Annotated in this window: 22 protein-coding genes; 8 read left to right on the top strand and 14 right to left on the bottom strand. The window is 71.4% G+C overall.

Annotated features, from left to right (window positions below):
- Positions 1-7: 7 nt before the first annotated feature.
- Positions 8-409 carry a Gfo/Idh/MocA family protein gene (locus tag ACFU8V_RS15545; protein ID WP_378872563.1) on the bottom strand — a complete coding sequence of 134 codons (402 nt, stop codon included), beginning with the start codon at positions 407-409 and terminating at the stop codon, positions 8-10.
- A 115-nt stretch (positions 410-524) separates the two neighbouring features.
- Between ACFU8V_RS15545 and ACFU8V_RS15540 the strand changes: the two genes are divergently transcribed.
- On the top strand, positions 525-1,742 hold the full coding sequence (locus tag ACFU8V_RS15540; protein WP_025105577.1) for an ROK family protein: 1,218 nt from the start codon (positions 525-527) through the stop codon (positions 1,740-1,742).
- Here ACFU8V_RS15540 and ACFU8V_RS15535 read toward each other — a convergent pair.
- Together ACFU8V_RS15535 and ACFU8V_RS15530 are read right to left on the bottom strand one after the other, a co-directional pair.
- Positions 1,694-2,830, bottom strand: a complete 1,137-nt coding sequence (locus tag ACFU8V_RS15535) for a Gfo/Idh/MocA family protein (protein ID WP_249521319.1) — start codon at positions 2,828-2,830, stop codon at positions 1,694-1,696. The genes ACFU8V_RS15540 and ACFU8V_RS15535 overlap by 49 nt on opposite strands.
- Positions 2,830-3,636, bottom strand: a complete 807-nt coding sequence (locus ACFU8V_RS15530) for a sugar phosphate isomerase/epimerase (RefSeq protein ID WP_085606152.1) — start codon at positions 3,634-3,636, stop codon at positions 2,830-2,832. Before ACFU8V_RS15530 ends, ACFU8V_RS15535 begins: the two co-directional genes overlap by 1 nt.
- A 105-nt stretch (positions 3,637-3,741) precedes the next feature.
- Here ACFU8V_RS15530 and ACFU8V_RS15525 point away from each other — a divergent pair, with 105 nt between their 5' ends.
- The 3 genes from ACFU8V_RS15525 to ACFU8V_RS15515 are packed head-to-tail and all read left to right on the top strand — an operon-like array spanning position 3,742 to position 6,008.
- Positions 3,742-4,383: a TetR/AcrR family transcriptional regulator gene (locus ACFU8V_RS15525; protein ID WP_062636405.1), complete on the top strand. Its 642-nt coding sequence runs from the start codon at positions 3,742-3,744 to the stop codon at positions 4,381-4,383.
- Between the two features lie 9 nt (positions 4,384-4,392).
- Positions 4,393-5,025 carry a DUF4166 domain-containing protein gene (locus ACFU8V_RS15520; protein WP_378872557.1) on the top strand — a complete coding sequence of 211 codons (633 nt, stop codon included), beginning with the start codon at positions 4,393-4,395 and terminating at the stop codon, positions 5,023-5,025.
- Complete coding sequence (locus tag ACFU8V_RS15515; protein ID WP_378872554.1) at positions 5,022-6,008, top strand: epimerase; 987 nt, start codon at positions 5,022-5,024, stop codon at positions 6,006-6,008. Before ACFU8V_RS15520 ends, ACFU8V_RS15515 begins: the two co-directional genes overlap by 4 nt.
- On the opposite strand, the gene ACFU8V_RS15510 is transcribed toward ACFU8V_RS15515, so the two are convergent.
- The 6 genes from ACFU8V_RS15510 to ACFU8V_RS15485 all read right to left on the bottom strand — a co-directional run bounded on the left by ACFU8V_RS15510 (position 5,974) and on the right by ACFU8V_RS15485 (position 10,005).
- The gene (locus tag ACFU8V_RS15510; protein WP_378872551.1) at positions 5,974-6,831 is read right to left on the bottom strand and encodes a MerR family transcriptional regulator; all 858 of its coding nucleotides are present in this window, start codon (positions 6,829-6,831) and stop codon (positions 5,974-5,976) included. The two genes, ACFU8V_RS15515 and ACFU8V_RS15510, sit on opposite strands and share 35 nt — an antisense overlap.
- Entirely contained in the window at positions 6,821-7,180 is a 360-nt protein-coding gene (locus ACFU8V_RS15505; RefSeq protein WP_378872548.1) for a hypothetical protein, read from the bottom strand. Before ACFU8V_RS15505 ends, ACFU8V_RS15510 begins: the two co-directional genes overlap by 11 nt.
- A 218-nt stretch (positions 7,181-7,398) precedes the next feature.
- Positions 7,399-8,343, bottom strand: a complete 945-nt coding sequence (locus ACFU8V_RS15500; protein ID WP_378872545.1) for a DUF1214 domain-containing protein — start codon at positions 8,341-8,343, stop codon at positions 7,399-7,401.
- Positions 8,344-8,376: 33 nt separating this feature from the next.
- Positions 8,377-8,763 carry a PLDc N-terminal domain-containing protein gene (locus tag ACFU8V_RS15495; protein WP_025105568.1) on the bottom strand — a complete coding sequence of 129 codons (387 nt, stop codon included), beginning with the start codon at positions 8,761-8,763 and terminating at the stop codon, positions 8,377-8,379.
- Between the two features lie 39 nt (positions 8,764-8,802).
- Positions 8,803-9,732 carry an aldo/keto reductase family oxidoreductase gene (locus tag ACFU8V_RS15490; protein WP_025105567.1) on the bottom strand — a complete coding sequence of 310 codons (930 nt, stop codon included), beginning with the start codon at positions 9,730-9,732 and terminating at the stop codon, positions 8,803-8,805.
- 54 nt (positions 9,733-9,786) lie between these two features.
- Complete coding sequence (locus ACFU8V_RS15485; protein ID WP_366215311.1) at positions 9,787-10,005, bottom strand: helix-turn-helix transcriptional regulator; 219 nt, start codon at positions 10,003-10,005, stop codon at positions 9,787-9,789.
- Positions 10,006-10,099: 94 nt separating this feature from the next.
- Here ACFU8V_RS15485 and ACFU8V_RS15480 point away from each other — a divergent pair, with 94 nt between their 5' ends.
- Genes ACFU8V_RS15480 through ACFU8V_RS15470 form a run of 3 tightly spaced genes read left to right on the top strand, consistent with a single transcriptional unit; the run spans position 10,100 to position 11,529 of the window.
- Entirely contained in the window at positions 10,100-10,471 is a 372-nt protein-coding gene (locus tag ACFU8V_RS15480; RefSeq protein ID WP_378872541.1) for a helix-turn-helix domain-containing protein, read from the top strand.
- A 24-nt stretch (positions 10,472-10,495) separates the two neighbouring features.
- The gene (locus ACFU8V_RS15475) at positions 10,496-10,888 is read left to right on the top strand and encodes an ImmA/IrrE family metallo-endopeptidase (protein WP_366215312.1); all 393 of its coding nucleotides are present in this window, start codon (positions 10,496-10,498) and stop codon (positions 10,886-10,888) included.
- Between the two features lie 38 nt (positions 10,889-10,926).
- On the top strand, positions 10,927-11,529 hold the full coding sequence (locus ACFU8V_RS15470; protein ID WP_378872537.1) for a GNAT family N-acetyltransferase: 603 nt from the start codon (positions 10,927-10,929) through the stop codon (positions 11,527-11,529).
- Between the two features lie 24 nt (positions 11,530-11,553).
- Here ACFU8V_RS15470 and ACFU8V_RS15465 read toward each other — a convergent pair whose 3' ends face one another.
- Positions 11,554-11,760 carry a hypothetical protein gene (locus ACFU8V_RS15465; RefSeq protein WP_025105563.1) on the bottom strand — a complete coding sequence of 69 codons (207 nt, stop codon included), beginning with the start codon at positions 11,758-11,760 and terminating at the stop codon, positions 11,554-11,556.
- A gap of 88 nt (positions 11,761-11,848) precedes the next feature.
- Here ACFU8V_RS15465 and ACFU8V_RS15460 point away from each other — a divergent pair, with 88 nt between their 5' ends.
- The gene (locus tag ACFU8V_RS15460) at positions 11,849-12,460 is read left to right on the top strand and encodes a flavodoxin family protein (protein ID WP_303709407.1); all 612 of its coding nucleotides are present in this window, start codon (positions 11,849-11,851) and stop codon (positions 12,458-12,460) included.
- A gap of 9 nt (positions 12,461-12,469) precedes the next feature.
- Here the strand turns inward: ACFU8V_RS15460 and ACFU8V_RS15455 are convergent, their stop codons facing one another.
- The 4 genes from ACFU8V_RS15455 to galU form a co-directional block, all read right to left on the bottom strand.
- Positions 12,470-12,781, bottom strand: a complete 312-nt coding sequence (locus ACFU8V_RS15455) for a hypothetical protein (RefSeq protein WP_025105561.1) — start codon at positions 12,779-12,781, stop codon at positions 12,470-12,472.
- A gap of 149 nt (positions 12,782-12,930) precedes the next feature.
- Positions 12,931-13,794, bottom strand: coding sequence for a hypothetical protein (locus ACFU8V_RS15450; protein WP_366215315.1), 864 nt, complete (start codon positions 13,792-13,794; stop codon positions 12,931-12,933).
- 82 nt (positions 13,795-13,876) lie between these two features.
- Positions 13,877-14,488, bottom strand: coding sequence for a GNAT family N-acetyltransferase (locus tag ACFU8V_RS15445; RefSeq protein WP_060921801.1), 612 nt, complete (start codon positions 14,486-14,488; stop codon positions 13,877-13,879).
- 45 nt (positions 14,489-14,533) lie between these two features.
- Entirely contained in the window at positions 14,534-15,421 is an 888-nt protein-coding gene (gene galU / locus ACFU8V_RS15440; RefSeq protein ID WP_060921777.1) for a UTP--glucose-1-phosphate uridylyltransferase GalU, read from the bottom strand.
- Positions 15,422-15,461: the final 40 nt, after the last annotated feature.

Genomic DNA, 15,461 nt, shown 5'->3' with positions numbered 1-15,461 from the left:
GGTGGTATCAGTACACGAAGGGGACGGCCGCGACGAGCCCGCTCTCGGCGGCTTCCGCGGCGAGCGCGGCGGCGTCGGCGGCGGTCGTGGCGAGGGGCTTCTCGCACACGACATGCTTGCCCGCCCGCAGCGCGCGCAGGGCGAGGTCGGCATGCGTGGCGTTCGGGGTGCAGATGTGGACGACGTCGATGTCGTCGGCGTCGAGCAGCGCCTCCGCGTCGTGCTCGGCGCGTGCGGCGCCGAGCAGCTGCGCGGCATCCCTCGCGCCTTGGGGGGACCGGGTGGCGACGGCGCGCAGCGCGCCGCCCGCGTCTCGGGCGGCCGTGCGGTGCACGCGGGCCATGAAGCCCCCGCCGAGGATCCCGGTTCGGATCGTCCCGAGACCGGTGTCAGTGACATCCGTTGTCATGGCGGCGAGTCTGACACAGCGGTCAGGACTTTTGCTAGCCCTTCGTCAAAAGTTGTTTGTAACGAATCTGAAGTCGCACAGCCGACTGCGAGAAGTGCTGTGCTTTACTGACGCCATGGTTGACGTGCTGAGGCCGCTCGCGACGCCCTCCCCCGGGACCGGCGAGATCTTCCAGATCCTCCGCGACGGACACGCGCGCACCAAGGCGGAGCTCGCCGCCCTCACCGGCCTCGCCCGCTCCACCGTCGCCTCCCGGGTCGACGCGCTGCTGGCCGCCGACCTGCTCCGCCCCGCCGGTGAAGCGGTGTCGACCGGCGGTCGTCCTCCCGCCCGCGTGGCGTTCAACCCCCGCGCCGGACTCGTCCTCGCGGTCGACCTCGGAGCCACGCACGCGACCGTCGCCGTGGCCGACCTCGCCGGCGTGATCCTCGACGCGCGCACCCGCGCGATCGACATCGGCGACGGCCCCGAGGCCCTCCTCGACGCGATCCTCGCGGAGGGGACGGCCCTGCTCGCCGCGACCGCCGAGGGCCTTCCCCTCGTGGGCGTCGGCATCGGCGTCCCCGGCCCCGTCGAGCACTCCACGGGGCGCCCGACCAACCCGCCGATCATGCCGGGCTGGGACCGCTTCGACGTACCCGGCTATGTGCAGCGCACGTTCGACGTCCCGGTCCTCGTCGACAACGATGTGAACATCCTCGCGCTCGGCGAGCAGGCCACGAGCTGGCCGCGGGTGGACGACCTCGTGTTCGTGAAGGTCTCGACCGGCATCGGCGCCGGCATCATCGCCGGTGGTCAGCTCCAGCGCGGTGCCCAGGGATCGGCGGGCGACATGGGCCACGTCCAGGTGCCGATGAGCGCCGGCTCGGGGCGGGAGCCGGGCGACGAACGGGATCTCGAGGCCCTCGCGAGCGGCTCGGCCCTCGCCGTCGCGCTGCGCGCCGAAGGCCACGACGTGCACAACGCCTCCGACGTCGTCGACCTCGTCCGCGCCGGCAATGCGGCGGCCATCGAGGCCACCCGCCAGGCGGGTCGCGATGTCGGCGAAGTGCTCGCGACGGTCGTGAACCTGCTCAACCCGTCGATCATCGTGCTCGGGGGCAGCATCGCCCGCGCGGGAGAGCACCTGCTCGCCGGCGTCCGCGAGGTCGTCTACCGCCGCTCGATCCCGCTCGCCACCCAGCACCTCGCGATCGTGCAGTCGCAGGCGGGCGACCGCGCCGCGGTGCTGGGGGCGGCGATCATGGTCGCCCGCGAGGTGCTCTCCCCCGCGAACGTGGACCGCTACGTCGCCGCGAAGGGATCGAAGTCGGCGGGCAGCGCGCCCACCTGATCCAGCGTGCTCGCGACCTCCACGAACGTGCGCCGCGCTGCGGCCTCCTCGATCGAGAGGAGCGTGTCGAGCACGTGGTACCCGAAGTCGCCGGTGGCGACGTGCGGTCGGTCCTCCGCGATCGCGCGCACCATGTCGAGCAGCCCGAGCCCGCGCCCCGCGAGCACCCCCTCCGGCGCGACATCGACGACCTCCTGCACCACCGGCTCCGGTGGCACGAAGTGCCGGGACAGCGGCCGGGTGATCGTGATCGGCCCGCCGAACGTGTTCGGGTCGGGGATGACGAGGGTGCCCTCGGTTCCCGTGATCTCCACGATGCCCTGCCGCACCAGCGGCGAGTCCGTGCTGTAGAGGCTCTGCGCCTGACCGCCGCCTTCGAAGTCCATCAGGACGCTGAGCGTGGACGGGATCTCGACCGGGAACTCCTCCCCGGCGCGGTCGCCGACCTGCACGCGGCGGGTCGGCGACCCCTGCAGCCCGAGGGCGGCCACGGCGGCCACCGGCCCGAAGACGTGGACCAGGGTCGAGACGTAGTACGGCCCCATGTCGAGGAGCGGCCCCGCCCCCTTCGCGTAGAGGAACGCGGGGTTCGGGTGGAAGATCTCCGGTCCCTGCCACTGGAAGGTCGTCTGACCGAACAGCGGACGGCCGATGTCGCCGCGGGCGATCGCGCGCTTCGCGGTCTGCACGCCGGGGCCGAGGACGGTGTCGGGCGCGACGCCGACACGGAGTCCGGCCGCTGCGGCCGTCTCCAGCAGGCGTCGCGCCTCCTCGCGGTCCACGCCGAGCGGCTTCTCGGTCCACACGTGCTTCCCGGCGGCGACGATCGCCTCCGAGACGGCGACGTGCGCGGCCGGGATCGTGAGGTTCACGACGATGTCGATGTCGGGATCGTCGAGCACGACCTCCACACCCCCGGCCCGCGGCACCCCGTACGCCGCGGCCTGCGCGCGCGCCCGCTCCTCGACGAGGTCGCCGATCGCCCGCACCACCACGTCCGGGAAGCGCGTGAGGTTCTGCAGGTATTGATCGCTGATGTTTCCGGCGCCGATGAGGCCGACGCCGACGACGCCACCCCCGCGCACCATCAGCGCGCGGCCTCGGCGTCGAGGAAGACCCGGCTGCGCTCGATGGCGTCGAACAGGTCACCGTCGTAGTGGTCGAACTCCACGATGGCGAGTTCGAGCGCGGGCGCGGCGGCGATGGCCTCCCGGAGCGGCACGGCCCCGTCGCCCGCGGGCACCTGATCGGCCGGCGGGTACGCGTCCAGCAGCGCGGGGTCGAGGGTGCCGTCCTTCGCGTGCACCGCGATCACGCGCTCGCCGAGACGCTCCACGAGGGCCACCGGGTCGACGCCGCCCCGGGCGACCCAGTACAGGTCGACCTCCAGCACGACGCGCTCGTCGAGGTGCCCCGCGAGGATCTCCAGCCCGGTCACACCGTCGAACACCGCCTCCAGCTCATGCGCGTGGTTGTGGTAGCCGACTCGGACACCGGCCTCCGCGCCGATCTCCGCCGCCTCGTTGAGCAGCCGGGCGGTCTCGACGATCTGGTCGACCGATTCCCAGCGCGCCGGCTCGGTGTAGGGATCGATCACCGTGTCCATGCCGAGCGTCTTCGCGGCCGCGAAGACCTCCGCGGGCGGAGGGACGGGAGCCGTGGTGCCGGAGCCGTCCGGGCGCACGAAGGTCGGGGTCGCGAGGAACGCATGCCCGGACGGGGCGGTCAGTCCCGCGGCCGACACGGCGGCGGCCATGTCGTCCGCCCGGCGCACGAAGTCGTAGGGCTCGACCGCGGTGAACCCGCGCGCCGCCACCGCGGCGAGCGTGCCCTCGAGGTCGGCCTCCAGCTGCTCGCGGATCGTGAACAGCTGCAGAGAGGTCTGGATCGTCATCGGTCGTGCTCCTCGGTCGTCGGTGACAGGCGGGCGTTGGGCGCCTGCACGCACGCTAGCACCGAATACCTCCAGGTGGAAGTTTCTTGTCGATAGACTCGGGACATGCCCGCCGCCCCCTCCGACGACTCCGGACGCCCGCGTCCCCGTGGGACGTACGCCAAGGGCATCGCCCGCCGCCAGGAGATCCTGGACCGCGCGATCGAGGTGTTCGCGGCCCGCGGCGCCGACCGCACGAGTCTGCGGGCGATCGCGAAGGAGGTGGGGGTGACGCATGCCGCCCTCACCCACTACTTCGGGTCGCTGGAGGAGCTGCTCGTCGCGGTCTACGTCGAGAGCAACGCCCCGGGACGCAAGACCGAGCCGGAACCCGCGAACCCCGTCGAGGGGATGATTCGGTCGGCCAGGGCCAACCGCGAGGTCCCCGGTCTGGTGCAGCTGTACTCCACGCTCGTCGCCAGCGCGCTGGAGGAGGGCCATCCCGCCGCCCGCGCCTTCGCGACCGAGCGCTTCGCCCGCCTGCGGGCCGACATCGCCGAGACGGTCCGCGAGCAGCAGACGGACGGGCGCATCCGGGCCGACGTCGATCCTCTCGCGGTCGCCGCCCTCGTCGTCGCGGCCTCGGACGGCCTGCAGACGCAGTGGCTGCTGGACGACACGGCTCCGCAGCACGAGGCCCTCGCCCTCCTCGACCGTCTGCTCCGCCCGGCGGACGGCGCGGGCCGGGGCGGGGTCCCCGAGGGCTAGGCTCGAACCGTGACGCCCGTGCCGCAGTCCCCGTACGCGAGGGCCCTCGGCGAGCGCCTCGCCGAGCTTCACCCCCGACTCCGGACTTACTTCCAGGCGGTCCCGGACGGGATGGTCGGCGTCGGCGAAGGCACGTTCCAGCGCGTCGGCACGCCGAGCCGCGCGCTCTGGCCGCTCCTCCGCCGCCTCGAGCGGCGCGGGGTGATCGCCGCCCGCTGGGAGCGCGACGTGCCCTTCCGCATCGAGAACCGGACCATCGCCTCCCGCGCGATCGCCGAGCGCACCTTCCGGTTCACGAGCGGGCCGTGGGTCATGCGCGACGCCGTCGCCCCGACGCGGCACGGCCGCATCGTCGACGAGATCGGCGAGCCCGGCCTCATCATGGCCTGCTTCGATGCGGAACCCCGCGCGGGTGCCCTGCACCTGACCAGTCGCGCGGTGGGCATCCGCCTCGGGCGCTTCCGGCTCCGCATCCCGCGGATCGTGGCTCCCGTGGTCCGGCTCGTCGAGCGCTGGGACGACGAGACCGGTCGCCAGCGGGTGCGCCTGACGGTCGACGCCCCGCTCCTCGGCCGCCTCTACGAGTACCGGGGCGACTTCGACTACGCCCTCGAACCCGATCGGAAGGACGACAGCGCATGAGCACGGACCGGGCGGTCATCGGCGGGGCTACAGGGTTCATGGGGCGATTCCTCACGGCGCGGCTGCGGGATGCCGGGCGCGAGGTCGTCACGATCTCCCGCTCGGGAAGCGACCTCACCTGGAGCGATCAGGACGGCATCGACGCCGCCGTCGACGGGGCCTCGCTCGTGATCGGCCTCGCGGGCACGAGCGTGAACTGCCGCTACACGCCGCGCAACCGTGCCGAGATCTTCCGCTCCCGCCTGGACACGACCGCGGCCCTGAGCCGCGCCATCTCCCGCGCGGCCACCCCGCCCCCGCTGTGGATCAACTCCTCGACGGCGACGATCTACCGGCACGCCGAGGACCGGCCGATGACGGAGTCCTCCGGCGAGATCGGCACGGGCTTCTCGGTCGAGGTCGCCAAGGCGTGGGAGCGTGCACTCTTCGCCGACGCGCTCCCCGGCACCCGCCGTGTGGCCCTCCGCACCGCCATCGTCCTCGGCGACGGCGGTGTGCTGGAACCGCTCCGCACCCTCGCACGGCTGGGCCTCGGCGGTCCCCAGTACGACGGGTTCTGGCCGGTCGGTCCCGCGCGCCGCGCCGCCGGTACCGCACATCTCCCCGGCGCCCGTCGCGGTCGGCAGCGCTTCAGCTGGATCCACATCGAGGATGTGGCGCGCATCATCGAGTTCCTCGAAGAGACCCCCGCTCTGGACGGGCCGGTCAACGCCGCCTCGCCGCACCCCGTCGACAACGCCGCCTTCATGGCCACCGTGCGCCGCGTGCTGGGGGCGAAGGTCGGCCCGCCGATGCCGCGCTGGATGCTCGAGCTCGGCGCCATCGGCATCCGCACCGAGACCGAGCTCGTGCTCAAGAGCCGCTGGGTCCTCCCCGAGAAGCTCACCGCCGCCGGCTTCACCTTCCGCTACCCGGACCTCGAGGAGGCCGTCCGTGCCTCGTTCGCCGTCACGGACGCGAATCCCCGGACGCACGCGGCCTGACCCGGCGGGCGCAGAGGGGGCACCGCCAGACCGCTGACTCCGGATCGATGCCATGACGCCGGGCCTCGGCCTCGATGCTGCGGCGGAACCACTCCGCCAGCCCCGCGCGGATGCCGTCGTAGTGCGCCGCGTAGCCGGGGTCGGAGACGAACAGCCGACCGAGCACGACCTGCATCTCCCTGCTCAACGGGAAGTATGCCGAGAACACCGCACGGTGTCGCTCGACGAGCGCATCGGCGTCCGCCGTCCCGGGAGCCACACCGGCATCCATGGCCGTCGCGAGGGCGGACTCGAACTCCCGCATCGCGTCCGCGACCGCCTGCCATTCCCCCGCATCGCGCGCGGCGGATCGCTCCGCGTACTGCTGCCACTGCACCGTGTCGCCCCAGCGGCGGCGCGCGTCGAGAGGCCAGGACGGGTCCCAATCGGGCCCGAACACCGCGCGCTGCTCGCCCGCGCTCAGCATCAGGCCGCGCTCGTGGGAGGTCACCATCCGCTCCAGTTCAGCCTGCAGATCGGTCAGGCGTGCGATCCGGGTCGCGAGCTGCTCCTGCTGCGCGCGCAGCGCGGTGAGGATGTCCGTGGCCGGATCGTCCAGCAGCCGGCGGATCGCCTCGAGGCCGAGACCGAGTTCGCGATAGACGACGATGCGCCGCAGGCGCTCCTGATCGACGTCCGTGTACACCCGGTATCCGGCCGCCGAACGCGCGGACGGACGGGCTAGACCGATGTCGTCCCAGTGATGCAGCGTCCGCACCGTCACCCCGGCGAGCGCCGCGGCCCGACCGACGGTCAGGTCCGCGGCGCCGCTGTCATCCGGCATCCACTCCTCCTCCGATCTCCGCCGTGTCCGCGGGCGGACGGATGCCCATCTCCGCGAGGGTGGCCGCCTCGACGCTCCCCGGCTCGTAGGGCTTCGCCGCCGTGAAGACGGCGCGCACGTTCTCGGGGGTCACGATCTCCACATCCCGGGTGTTCCAGGGCGTGTCGATCGGATCCCCGACCGTGCCGGGACCCCACGCCCGGCAGGCCGCCACGAGCGGCTCGATCTGGCCGAGCACGCACGCGAAGCTGACCCGCAGGCCGGGTGCTGTCTCCTGTGCGGTCTCGCCCGGCACGAGCAGCACATCCTGGAAGGCCCACCGCCGGAGGTGGACGATCCGCCCCGGCACCCCGAAGAGCTCGAAGAAGCCCAGGCCCCGCGTCCAGAACTCGACCGAGGCGGCGAGGTCCGTCGTGGGGATGGTGACGAAGGCGGGGGCATCCCGTAGATGCCCCGGAACAGCTCCGGTGCGACCGCGTCGGGGCCCGGCGCCGGCACCGGGCTCATCTCGAAAGCGTTGTAGTGATCAGTCATGACTCCACGATCGGGCCTCACGCGGCGTCAGGGTCAAGCCGATTCCCGGAGCGTCGGGAACGTCCAGCTGCCGTCGAGCACCTCGGGGCGGGGGCGGTAGAGGCGGACGAGGTAGTTCCAGCCCTCCGTGATCGGGAGCACGTTCGGCACGCCCTCCGGATAGTCGCCGAAGCGGACGGTGATCGTGCCGTCGTCGTTGCGGACGCCGGTGATGTCGTTGATCGTGTAGGCCTCGCGATCGTTCGGCTCGAAGAAGCCGTCGGCGTTGTACACCGAGATCGACCAGAAGCCGTCGACGGGGACCTCGTCGACCGTGAGCTCGTAGCGGCCCACCGGCAGACGCGGATCGACGCCGATGTAGCTCGCCTCGGATGAGGGAAGCCCTCCCCAGCCCGCCGCCGTGCCGATGAGGTGCCGCACCGGGTCGACCTCGTCCTCGCTGCCGAACATGCGGTCGAAACCCCGCAGGTTCCGGGCCAACGCGAGCAGCGCCTGGCGGGTCTCATCGAGGCTGACGGTGTCGTAGTCCGGCATCGCGAAGGGCGTGGCCGACCCGCTGTGCAGCGCGATGCGGTCCTGCAGCGCCCCCACCTCCGCCACATCCGCCGGGTCCGCGGGGTCCACGAGGATGCGCACGGCCAGCACGACGTACGGCGTCCCGAACTGCGCCTCCGTCAGCGTGTGCTCGCCCGCCTCGTGGAAGATCGCATCCACATAGTGGTGCTCGTTGACGACCATCGCCGAGAGGTAACGGTCGCCGTGCTCCGGGATGCTGAACGTCGCGCCCTCGCTGATGTCGAGGACCGCGAAGCTGTACAGCGTGTCGCGGTTCAGCCGGATCACGGTCTGCCGGTCGATCGCGGCCGGAGCCCGGTTGTGCAGGAACCGGTCCACACCCCCGGCCTCCTTCTGGAGGTCGCGCATCATGCGGTGGGTCTCGGCGAGGGCGAAGTTGTCGACGTTCACGAGGATGCTCATGACGGCATCCTGGCAGGCCGCACCGCTCGGCGGCTAGGACGACGGAAGAGCGTCGTCTCCCCGTTCCCGACGCCGCTTCTCGATCTCCTCGCGCAGCCGCCACTCCTCGATCTCCCGGTCGAGGTCCGCGATCTGCTGCTCGGTGGACCGGACGTCGACCGGCGGCGCGGGGCGTGCGACCGTCGTCGTCGGGGCCGCGGGGCGCTCGGCGCGCCGCATCCGCGGGAGCGGAACGCCACCCTCCCCGTACTCCCGCCCGAGCGCGAACCACAGCGCGCTGCCGATCAACGGCAGCAGGATCACGATGATGATCCAGACCATCTTCGGCAGGTGCTTCACCTGCGAGTCGTCGCGCGTGATGATGTCGATCAGCGCACCGATCATCAGCGCGATGACCAGGAGCGAGAACAGGAACGGCATGGGTTCAGAGTAGACGACGCACGGACGGGACCCGAGGGTTCACGGCAGCAGGTGTCCGGCGGCGCGGAAGAGCTCGTACCACTCCGGGCGGGTGAGCACGACGTCCACTCCGGCCGCTGCCTCCTGCACGCGGTGCGGTGTCGTAGTGCCGAGCACGACCTGCATCCCGGCGGGGTGCCGGGTGATCCAGGCGGTGGCGATCGCGGTCGGTGTCACTCCATGGACTCCCGCCAGGCGCTCGATCACGGCGTTGAGCTCGGGGTAGTCCGGGTGCCCGAGGAAGACGCCGCCGCCGAAGCCGCTCTGGTACGGAGACCAGGCCTGCACGGTGATGCCGTGGATCCGGCAGTAGTCCACGATGCCGCCGCCGTCGCGCCCGATGCTCTGGTCATGGCCCGCCATGTTCGCCGCCACCGGCTGCGCGATGATCGGCGCATGCGTAAGGGACAGCTGGAGCTGGTTCGCGACCAGGGGCTGCCGCACCGCGGTCTTCAGCAGCTCGATCTGCGACGGGGTGTGGTTCGACACCCCGAACGCGCGCACCTTGCCCGAGGACTCGAGGTGGTCGAAGGCGCGAGCCACCTCGTCCGGCTCGACGAGGGCGTCCGGCCGGTGCAGCAGGAGGACGTCGATGCGGTCGGTGCGGAGGGCCGCGAGCGAGCCCTCGACCTGCCCGACGATGTGGTCGTAGGAGAAGTCGAACATGCCCTGCGCCGGCACGATGCCGCACTTGGTCTGCAGCACGATCTCGTCCCGCTCCGTGGTGCTGAGCCGGAGAGCATCCGCGAATCGCGCTTCGCAGTGGTGCATCTCCCCGCCGTAGATGTCCGCGTGGTCGAAGAAGTCGATCCCGGCATCCCGTGCGGTCGCATACAGGCCGCGGATCTGCTCGTCGTCGAGGCTGTCGATGCGCATCATCCCGGCGATCAGGGCCGGAGCGGTCGTCGATCCGAAGGGTACGGTCTTCATGCGCCCACGCTACTTCATCGCCTCGCCCCGTCCCAGGCGCGGGCCCGCATCATCTCAGGGCGCGCAGGGCAGCAGCCGCGTGACGGGGACGTCGAGCACCCCCGCGATCCCCGCCACATCCTCCATCGTGAAGTCCGCGCGCTCCTCGAGGAGGTCGGCCAGCGCGGCCGGCGCGATCCCGGTCTGCTCCGAGAGCTCGATGAACGACACTCCGGCGTGCAAGCGAGCGGCCTCCACGGCCGATGCCATCAGATGACGCAATTCTGTCCCCATGCGCATACGGTACCGCCACGCACGGACACAGAGAGAGCCCTCAGCTACCAATATGACGGCATCCTGCTCTCGGTGCGCTGCTAAGGTGAGCCGGATGAAGACACCAGCCGAGCAGTTCAACGAGGCGGTCGGCCGTCAGATGCGGGCGGAGATCGCGGCGGCACGCAGCAGCATCGCCGCCATGGCGCGCGATGTGGGCATCGCCCGGAGCGCCCTCGACAACTACGTCACGGGCAAGCGCGCCATTCCCGTGCCGGTGGTCTACGCGGTGTGCGCCACGCTCGGCGTCGAGCCGCACGTCCTCGTGGCCCGCGCTGAGGAGCGTCTGGCCGCCGACGGCATGCCGGCGATCGTCACTCCCCTCCGGCGCCGCACCGATGTCGCCACCCCACGCGATAATGCCCGCGAGGTCGCCTTCGAATCCGGATCCACCCGCGAGACGGACACCGACGACCTCTACGAGTAGACGACACCGACCGGACGGAGGCCCATGCAGCAGCTTCTCCGTCTGGCCGACGAGTTCGGTCTCCGCGTGATCGAACGCACCGGTCTCACCCTCGGGGGCTTCCAGCCCGTCACGCGCACGATCCGGCTCGCCCCGGGGATGAGCAGGCGCACCGCCCGCAGCGTGCTCGCCCATGAGCTCGGTCACGCTCACCTCGGTCATCAGCCCACGCGGCAGGCGGCCCTTCGGGCTCGACAGGAGCGGCAGGCCGATGAGTGGGCCGCGCGACGCCTGATCACGCCGGCGGCGTACGCAGCGGCGGAGCAGCTCCGCGGCACACATCTGGCCAGCCTGGCCTTCGAGCTCGACGTCACGATCGAGATCGTCCTCGCGTTCCAGCGGGTGCTGCGCCGCGAGCACCTGGCCATCCCCGCCTGAGGGCCGGGCACAGCGGCCGACGCTGGTTGAATGACACCATGGCCTTCCACGTCGCCCCCGCCCCCGTCACTCTCACCGGCGAGCTCGTCGAGCTCCGCCCTCTCGACCGGTCGCACGTCGACGGCCTCGTCGAAGCAGTCTCCGAGGGCGACCTGTGGAAGACCGCCTGGTACACCTCGGTTCCGGCACCCGACGGCGTCGCGGCCGAGGTCGACCGGCGCCTGAGCCTCGTCGCCACCGGCGAGATGGTGCCCTTCACGGCCTTCGACGCCGCCGGACGCGTGCTGGGACTGACGTCGTACTACGACATCGTCGCCGACGTCCCCCGACTGCACATCGGATACACCTGGAACCGGCCGTCCGCTCATGGCACGGGCACCAATGCGGAGTCGAAGCTGCTGCTCCTCCGCCACGCCTTCGAGACACTGGGGGTCTTCCGGGTCGGGCTGACGACCCAGTGGGTGAACTTCCAGTCCCGCGCCGCGATCGAACGACTGGGCGCGAAGCAGGACGGTGTGATGCGGGCCATGAGCCGCTATCGCAACGGCGCACTCCGCGACAGCGTGGAGTACTCCATCATCGAGCCGGAGTGGCCGGCGGTGCGGGCGAACCTCGAAGCGAGGCTCGCCCAGCGACGGTGAGCGCGGGGCACCGCCCCGCGGCGGTCACTCGGTCGGGCTGCCGGTCCAGTTCTTGGAGCGACGCGTGGCCGAACCGCGCTGGCGCATCGCGAACCCGAGAGCCAGCGAGACGAGCAGGATGCCGCCGACGAAGGTGAGCGCGGCGAGCGTGTCCGGCATCTCGTGGGCGATCCCCAGCAGCCAGAAGCCTCCGAGGAACATGATCATGAAGAAGAGGAAGCTGAGGATCACGGGATCTCCTGTCGTCGGTGCTCTACCAGGATAGCGCGGACCCGGAAAGGCCCTGTGCCGCCGCCCGCATCTCTGGTGGAGTCGGAGCATGGACACCTCCCTCACCGCCCTCGCGATCTCCTGCACCCTCAAGCCCTCCCCCGCGTCGTCGAGCTCCGATCTGCTCGCGCGTCAGCTGCTCGATGCCCTCGCCGAGCACGGGGTGACGGGTGACCTCGTCCGGGCCGTCGACCTCGACATCCGTCCCGGCGTGGAGAAGGACATGGGCGACGGCGACCAGTGGCCGGCCCTGCGTCAGCGCGTCCTCGATGCCGACATCCTCGTGTTCGTCACGCCGACGTGGATGGGACAGCACTCGAGCGTCGCCCAGCGCGTGCTGGAGCGCCTCGACGCCGAGCTCAGCGAGACGGACGAGCAGGGCCGCCCGATCCTCTTCGACAAGGTCGCGATCGCCGGTGTCCTCGGGAACGAGGACGGCGCGCACCACATCTCCGCGATCCTCTTCCAGGCGCTGAACGACATCGGCTACACGATCCCCGCGCAGACCTCCGTGTACTGGAACGGCGAGGCCATGCAGACAGTGGACTACAAGGACCTCGATGAGACGCCGGAGGCCGTGAGCTCTGCGATCGCGACCGCGACCCGCAACGCCGCGCACCTCGCCCGGCAGCTCACCGCGCAGGCGTACCCCGCCGAGTAGCGGAGGCGCTCAGTCGGCGGGACCGTCGACGACCTCGTCCACGAGGCTGATGCCTCCCGACGAGCTCGCCTCGACCATGAGGGCCTGGATCCACTTGACGTTCAGCTCCGGCGTCTCCGGCTCCGAGAAGGTGAAGCGCAGCGGGATCGACGGATGCAGCCAGATCGTCGAACGTCCCGGCACGTCGCCGTCGGGGTGCTTCCAGGAGAGCGTGAAGCTCTCGTTCCGGCGGAGTTTGGTCGCGATCGCGACCTTCAGATGGGCCAGGGCGCGGTCCTCGATCTGGATCTCGCTGCCGGAGCCGTACTGCATGGTTCCCATCCCCCGACTCTACGGCCCAGAGCGGTCGGGACGCGAGGAGCGACACTCGCGCGCGTCTCCGGTGTGCCCGTACGGCCGAGACGGCCGGAACCGCTCGCCGGGAGCGGCACGGAGGCGTCAGCGAAGGAGACCCGCGCTCACCGCGACGGTCATCCGGCGGCCCGACGCTGGAGGAGCTGGCGCACGTGCGCCTCGATCTCCGCGTCGTCGACGAAGCCCATGCGGGCGTACGGGGATTCCGCCGCTGCCGCCGGCGCTGCCGGGAGGCTGACGGGCGCTGCCGGCGCCATCTCCTCGGCGCGGGCACGGAGCGCGGCGACCCGAGCGGCCTTGCGGCGCTCCTCCTGCGCATCGATCTCGGCGCGAGCCGCCTGGGCGCGCGATCCCGTGACCGACACCATCGGCTCCGGGAGCTGGCGCGGGGTCCAGGTGGCGGGGCCCTGGTCGTGCAGGGCCGGAGCGACCCTCTCCGCGATGGTCTCGACGGCCGCGGGCTGCGGACGACGGGCAGCGCGCACAGCGACCGCGGCCATCCGCTGCAGGACGATGGTGGCGATGAGGGCTGCCACCCCACCGCTCCAGAGGAGCACCGCTCCCCCGGTGGCCAGGAGCTGCCAGATGCCGAGCCCGACAGCGACGAGACCGAGGACGAGCGCGCCGGTCGCCGTCAGGCGCACGCGTCGGCGGGCCCGTGCGCGACGGATTACGGGATCGGCCCGCGTGGCGGCGAGTTCCTGGCGGAGGGCCTCAAGCTCCGCGGCTTCCCGCTGGGCCTGCAGCCGCTTCGCGAGCTTCTGCTGCGCGACGACGGTACGGGCGTTGAGCTCCATGTGCACCTCGCTGGGCGTCTCGCTCGTCTCGGCGAGGATCCGCAGCGCCTGATTGAGCCGCACGGCGTTCCGCTCGGCCGCGTTGTACTGGAAGCGCCCGCGCCAGGAGGGCAGCAGGTACAGCATCCACAGGAGCACGGCGACGAGCACGATCACTCCCCCGCTCAGCACCGGCCCGTCCATAGGACAACGGTAACGGCGGCGGACCGGCCGCGTCGTGCAGTCGGGGCGCGTGTCGCGGCGTGTCCTTCCGCAACGGGCGATGTCAGAGGCTGATGCGGTCCGCCGGCGGGATCGTCGCCGCGTGCGGCGGCACCTGTCCGTGGATCCACCGGGCGAGCACGCCCTGCGGAACCTCCTCCTGCGTGAGGGCGAAGGCGTAGTGGTCGCGCCAGTCCCCGTCGATGTGGATGTACCGCCGGCGCAGCCCCTCGTACCGGAAGCCGAGCTTCTGGACCACGCGAAGGCTCGCGGCGTTCTCGGGCCGGATGCAGATCTCCATACGATGCAGCCCGTACTCCGTGAAGCAGGCGTCGGTCGCGAGCGCGACCGCGGTCGGGGTGATCCCCCGCCCCGCGAAGCGCTCGCTCACCCAGTACCCGATCGTCGCCGAGCACAGCGAGCCCCGAGCGACGCCCCAGACGTTCAGCTGCCCGGCGACCTCACCGTCGTACTCCATGACGAACGGGTAGCCGCCGCCATCCCGGTACTGCTGGAGCAGCCGACGGATGCTGACCCGCATGTCGAAGGACACCGCCCCGTGCGGGATCGTCGCCTCCCACGGCTGCAGCCACGCGCGGTTCGCGAGCAGCTCCTGCTGCAGAGGCCGCGCGTCCTTCGTCCGGATCAGACGCAGCTCGACCGGTCCGTGCCGCATCCCCGTCGACAGCTCCACGCCGCACCTCCGACGACCGCGAGGCGCCTAGAGGCGCTCCGCGAAGTCCTTGAGCCAGGGGCGCAGCTCCGAGCCCAGGTCGTCGCGGTCGGCCGCGAGCTGCACGATCGCCTTGATGTAGTCCACGCGGTCGCCGGTGTCGTAGCGGCGGCCTCCGAAGACGACGCCGACCACGCCCGGTCCGCCGTCCGCCGTCGCGAGCTCCTGCAGGGCATCCGTGAGCTGGATCTCCCCGCCCTTGCCGGGCTCGGTCCGCTCGAGGATCTCGAAGACCGACGCGGGGAGCACGTAGCGACCGATGATCGCGAGGTTGGACGGGGCGTCCTCCTTCGCGGGCTTCTCGACGAGGCCCGTGACACGAACGGCGTCCGACCCCTCGATCGGCTCGACGGCGGCGGCCCCGTACATGTGGATGCTGTCCGGGTCGACCTCCATGAGGGCGATGACGGCGGCGCCGGTGCGCTCGTGCTCCGCGATCATCTCCGTGAGCAGCGGGTCGCGCTCGTCGATGAGGTCGTCGCCGAGCAGCACCGCGAACGAGCTGTCGCCGACGTGCGTCCGAGCGCGGAGCACGGCGTGGCCGAGACCCTTGGGCTCGCCCTGGCGGACGAAGTGGATGTCGGCGAGGTCGCTCGACTTCATCACGCGCTCCAGGCGACCGGTGTCGCCCTTCTCCATGAGCTTCACCTCGAGCTCCGGCACGGAGTCGAAGTGGTTGGAGATCGCGTTCTTGTTGCGCCCGATGATCACGAGGATGTCCTCGATCCCGGCGTTCGCCGCCTCCTCGACGACGTACTGGATCGCCGGCTTGTCGACGACGGGGAGCATCTCCTTCGGCATCGCCTTCGTCGCGGGCAGGAATCGTGTCCCCAGTCCGGCGGCGGGAATGACAGCCTTGATCTTCTCGTGAGCCATTCCCACAGCCTACCGGTGGGGGCCGCCCTAGACTCGGACC

It is taken from the genome of Microbacterium sp. NPDC057658 (assembly GCF_042799975.1).
Taxonomy (GTDB): domain Bacteria; phylum Actinomycetota; class Actinomycetes; order Actinomycetales; family Microbacteriaceae; genus Microbacterium.
This window is presented reverse-complemented; position numbering and strand designations above follow the sequence as displayed.

Excerpts from the sequence above, each read along its gene's own strand:
- ACFU8V_RS15545 (WP_378872563.1), bottom strand. The coding sequence starts at position 409 with ATGACAACGGATGTCACTGACACCGGTCTCGGGACGATCCGAACCGGG.
- ACFU8V_RS15540 (WP_025105577.1), top strand. The coding sequence starts at position 525 with ATGGTTGACGTGCTGAGGCCGCTCGCGACGCCCTCCCCCGGGACCGGC.
- ACFU8V_RS15535 (WP_249521319.1), bottom strand. The coding sequence starts at position 2,830 with ATGGTGCGCGGGGGTGGCGTCGTCGGCGTCGGCCTCATCGGCGCCGGA.
- ACFU8V_RS15530 (WP_085606152.1), bottom strand. The coding sequence starts at position 3,636 with ATGACGATCCAGACCTCTCTGCAGCTGTTCACGATCCGCGAGCAGCTG.
- ACFU8V_RS15525 (WP_062636405.1), top strand. The coding sequence starts at position 3,742 with ATGCCCGCCGCCCCCTCCGACGACTCCGGACGCCCGCGTCCCCGTGGG.
- ACFU8V_RS15515 (WP_378872554.1), top strand. The coding sequence starts at position 5,022 with ATGAGCACGGACCGGGCGGTCATCGGCGGGGCTACAGGGTTCATGGGG.
- ACFU8V_RS15510 (WP_378872551.1), bottom strand. The coding sequence starts at position 6,831 with ATGCCGGATGACAGCGGCGCCGCGGACCTGACCGTCGGTCGGGCCGCG.
- ACFU8V_RS15500 (WP_378872545.1), bottom strand. The coding sequence starts at position 8,343 with ATGAGCATCCTCGTGAACGTCGACAACTTCGCCCTCGCCGAGACCCAC.
- ACFU8V_RS15495 (WP_025105568.1), bottom strand. The coding sequence starts at position 8,763 with ATGCCGTTCCTGTTCTCGCTCCTGGTCATCGCGCTGATGATCGGTGCG.
- ACFU8V_RS15490 (WP_025105567.1), bottom strand. The coding sequence starts at position 9,732 with ATGAAGACCGTACCCTTCGGATCGACGACCGCTCCGGCCCTGATCGCC.
- ACFU8V_RS15485 (WP_366215311.1), bottom strand. The coding sequence starts at position 10,005 with ATGGGGACAGAATTGCGTCATCTGATGGCATCGGCCGTGGAGGCCGCT.
- ACFU8V_RS15480 (WP_378872541.1), top strand. The coding sequence starts at position 10,100 with ATGAAGACACCAGCCGAGCAGTTCAACGAGGCGGTCGGCCGTCAGATG.
- ACFU8V_RS15475 (WP_366215312.1), top strand. The coding sequence starts at position 10,496 with ATGCAGCAGCTTCTCCGTCTGGCCGACGAGTTCGGTCTCCGCGTGATC.
- ACFU8V_RS15470 (WP_378872537.1), top strand. The coding sequence starts at position 10,927 with ATGGCCTTCCACGTCGCCCCCGCCCCCGTCACTCTCACCGGCGAGCTC.
- ACFU8V_RS15460 (WP_303709407.1), top strand. The coding sequence starts at position 11,849 with ATGGACACCTCCCTCACCGCCCTCGCGATCTCCTGCACCCTCAAGCCC.
- ACFU8V_RS15455 (WP_025105561.1), bottom strand. The coding sequence starts at position 12,781 with ATGGGAACCATGCAGTACGGCTCCGGCAGCGAGATCCAGATCGAGGAC.
- ACFU8V_RS15450 (WP_366215315.1), bottom strand. The coding sequence starts at position 13,794 with ATGGACGGGCCGGTGCTGAGCGGGGGAGTGATCGTGCTCGTCGCCGTG.
- ACFU8V_RS15445 (WP_060921801.1), bottom strand. The coding sequence starts at position 14,488 with ATGCGGCACGGACCGGTCGAGCTGCGTCTGATCCGGACGAAGGACGCG.
- galU (WP_060921777.1), bottom strand. The coding sequence starts at position 15,421 with ATGGCTCACGAGAAGATCAAGGCTGTCATTCCCGCCGCCGGACTGGGG.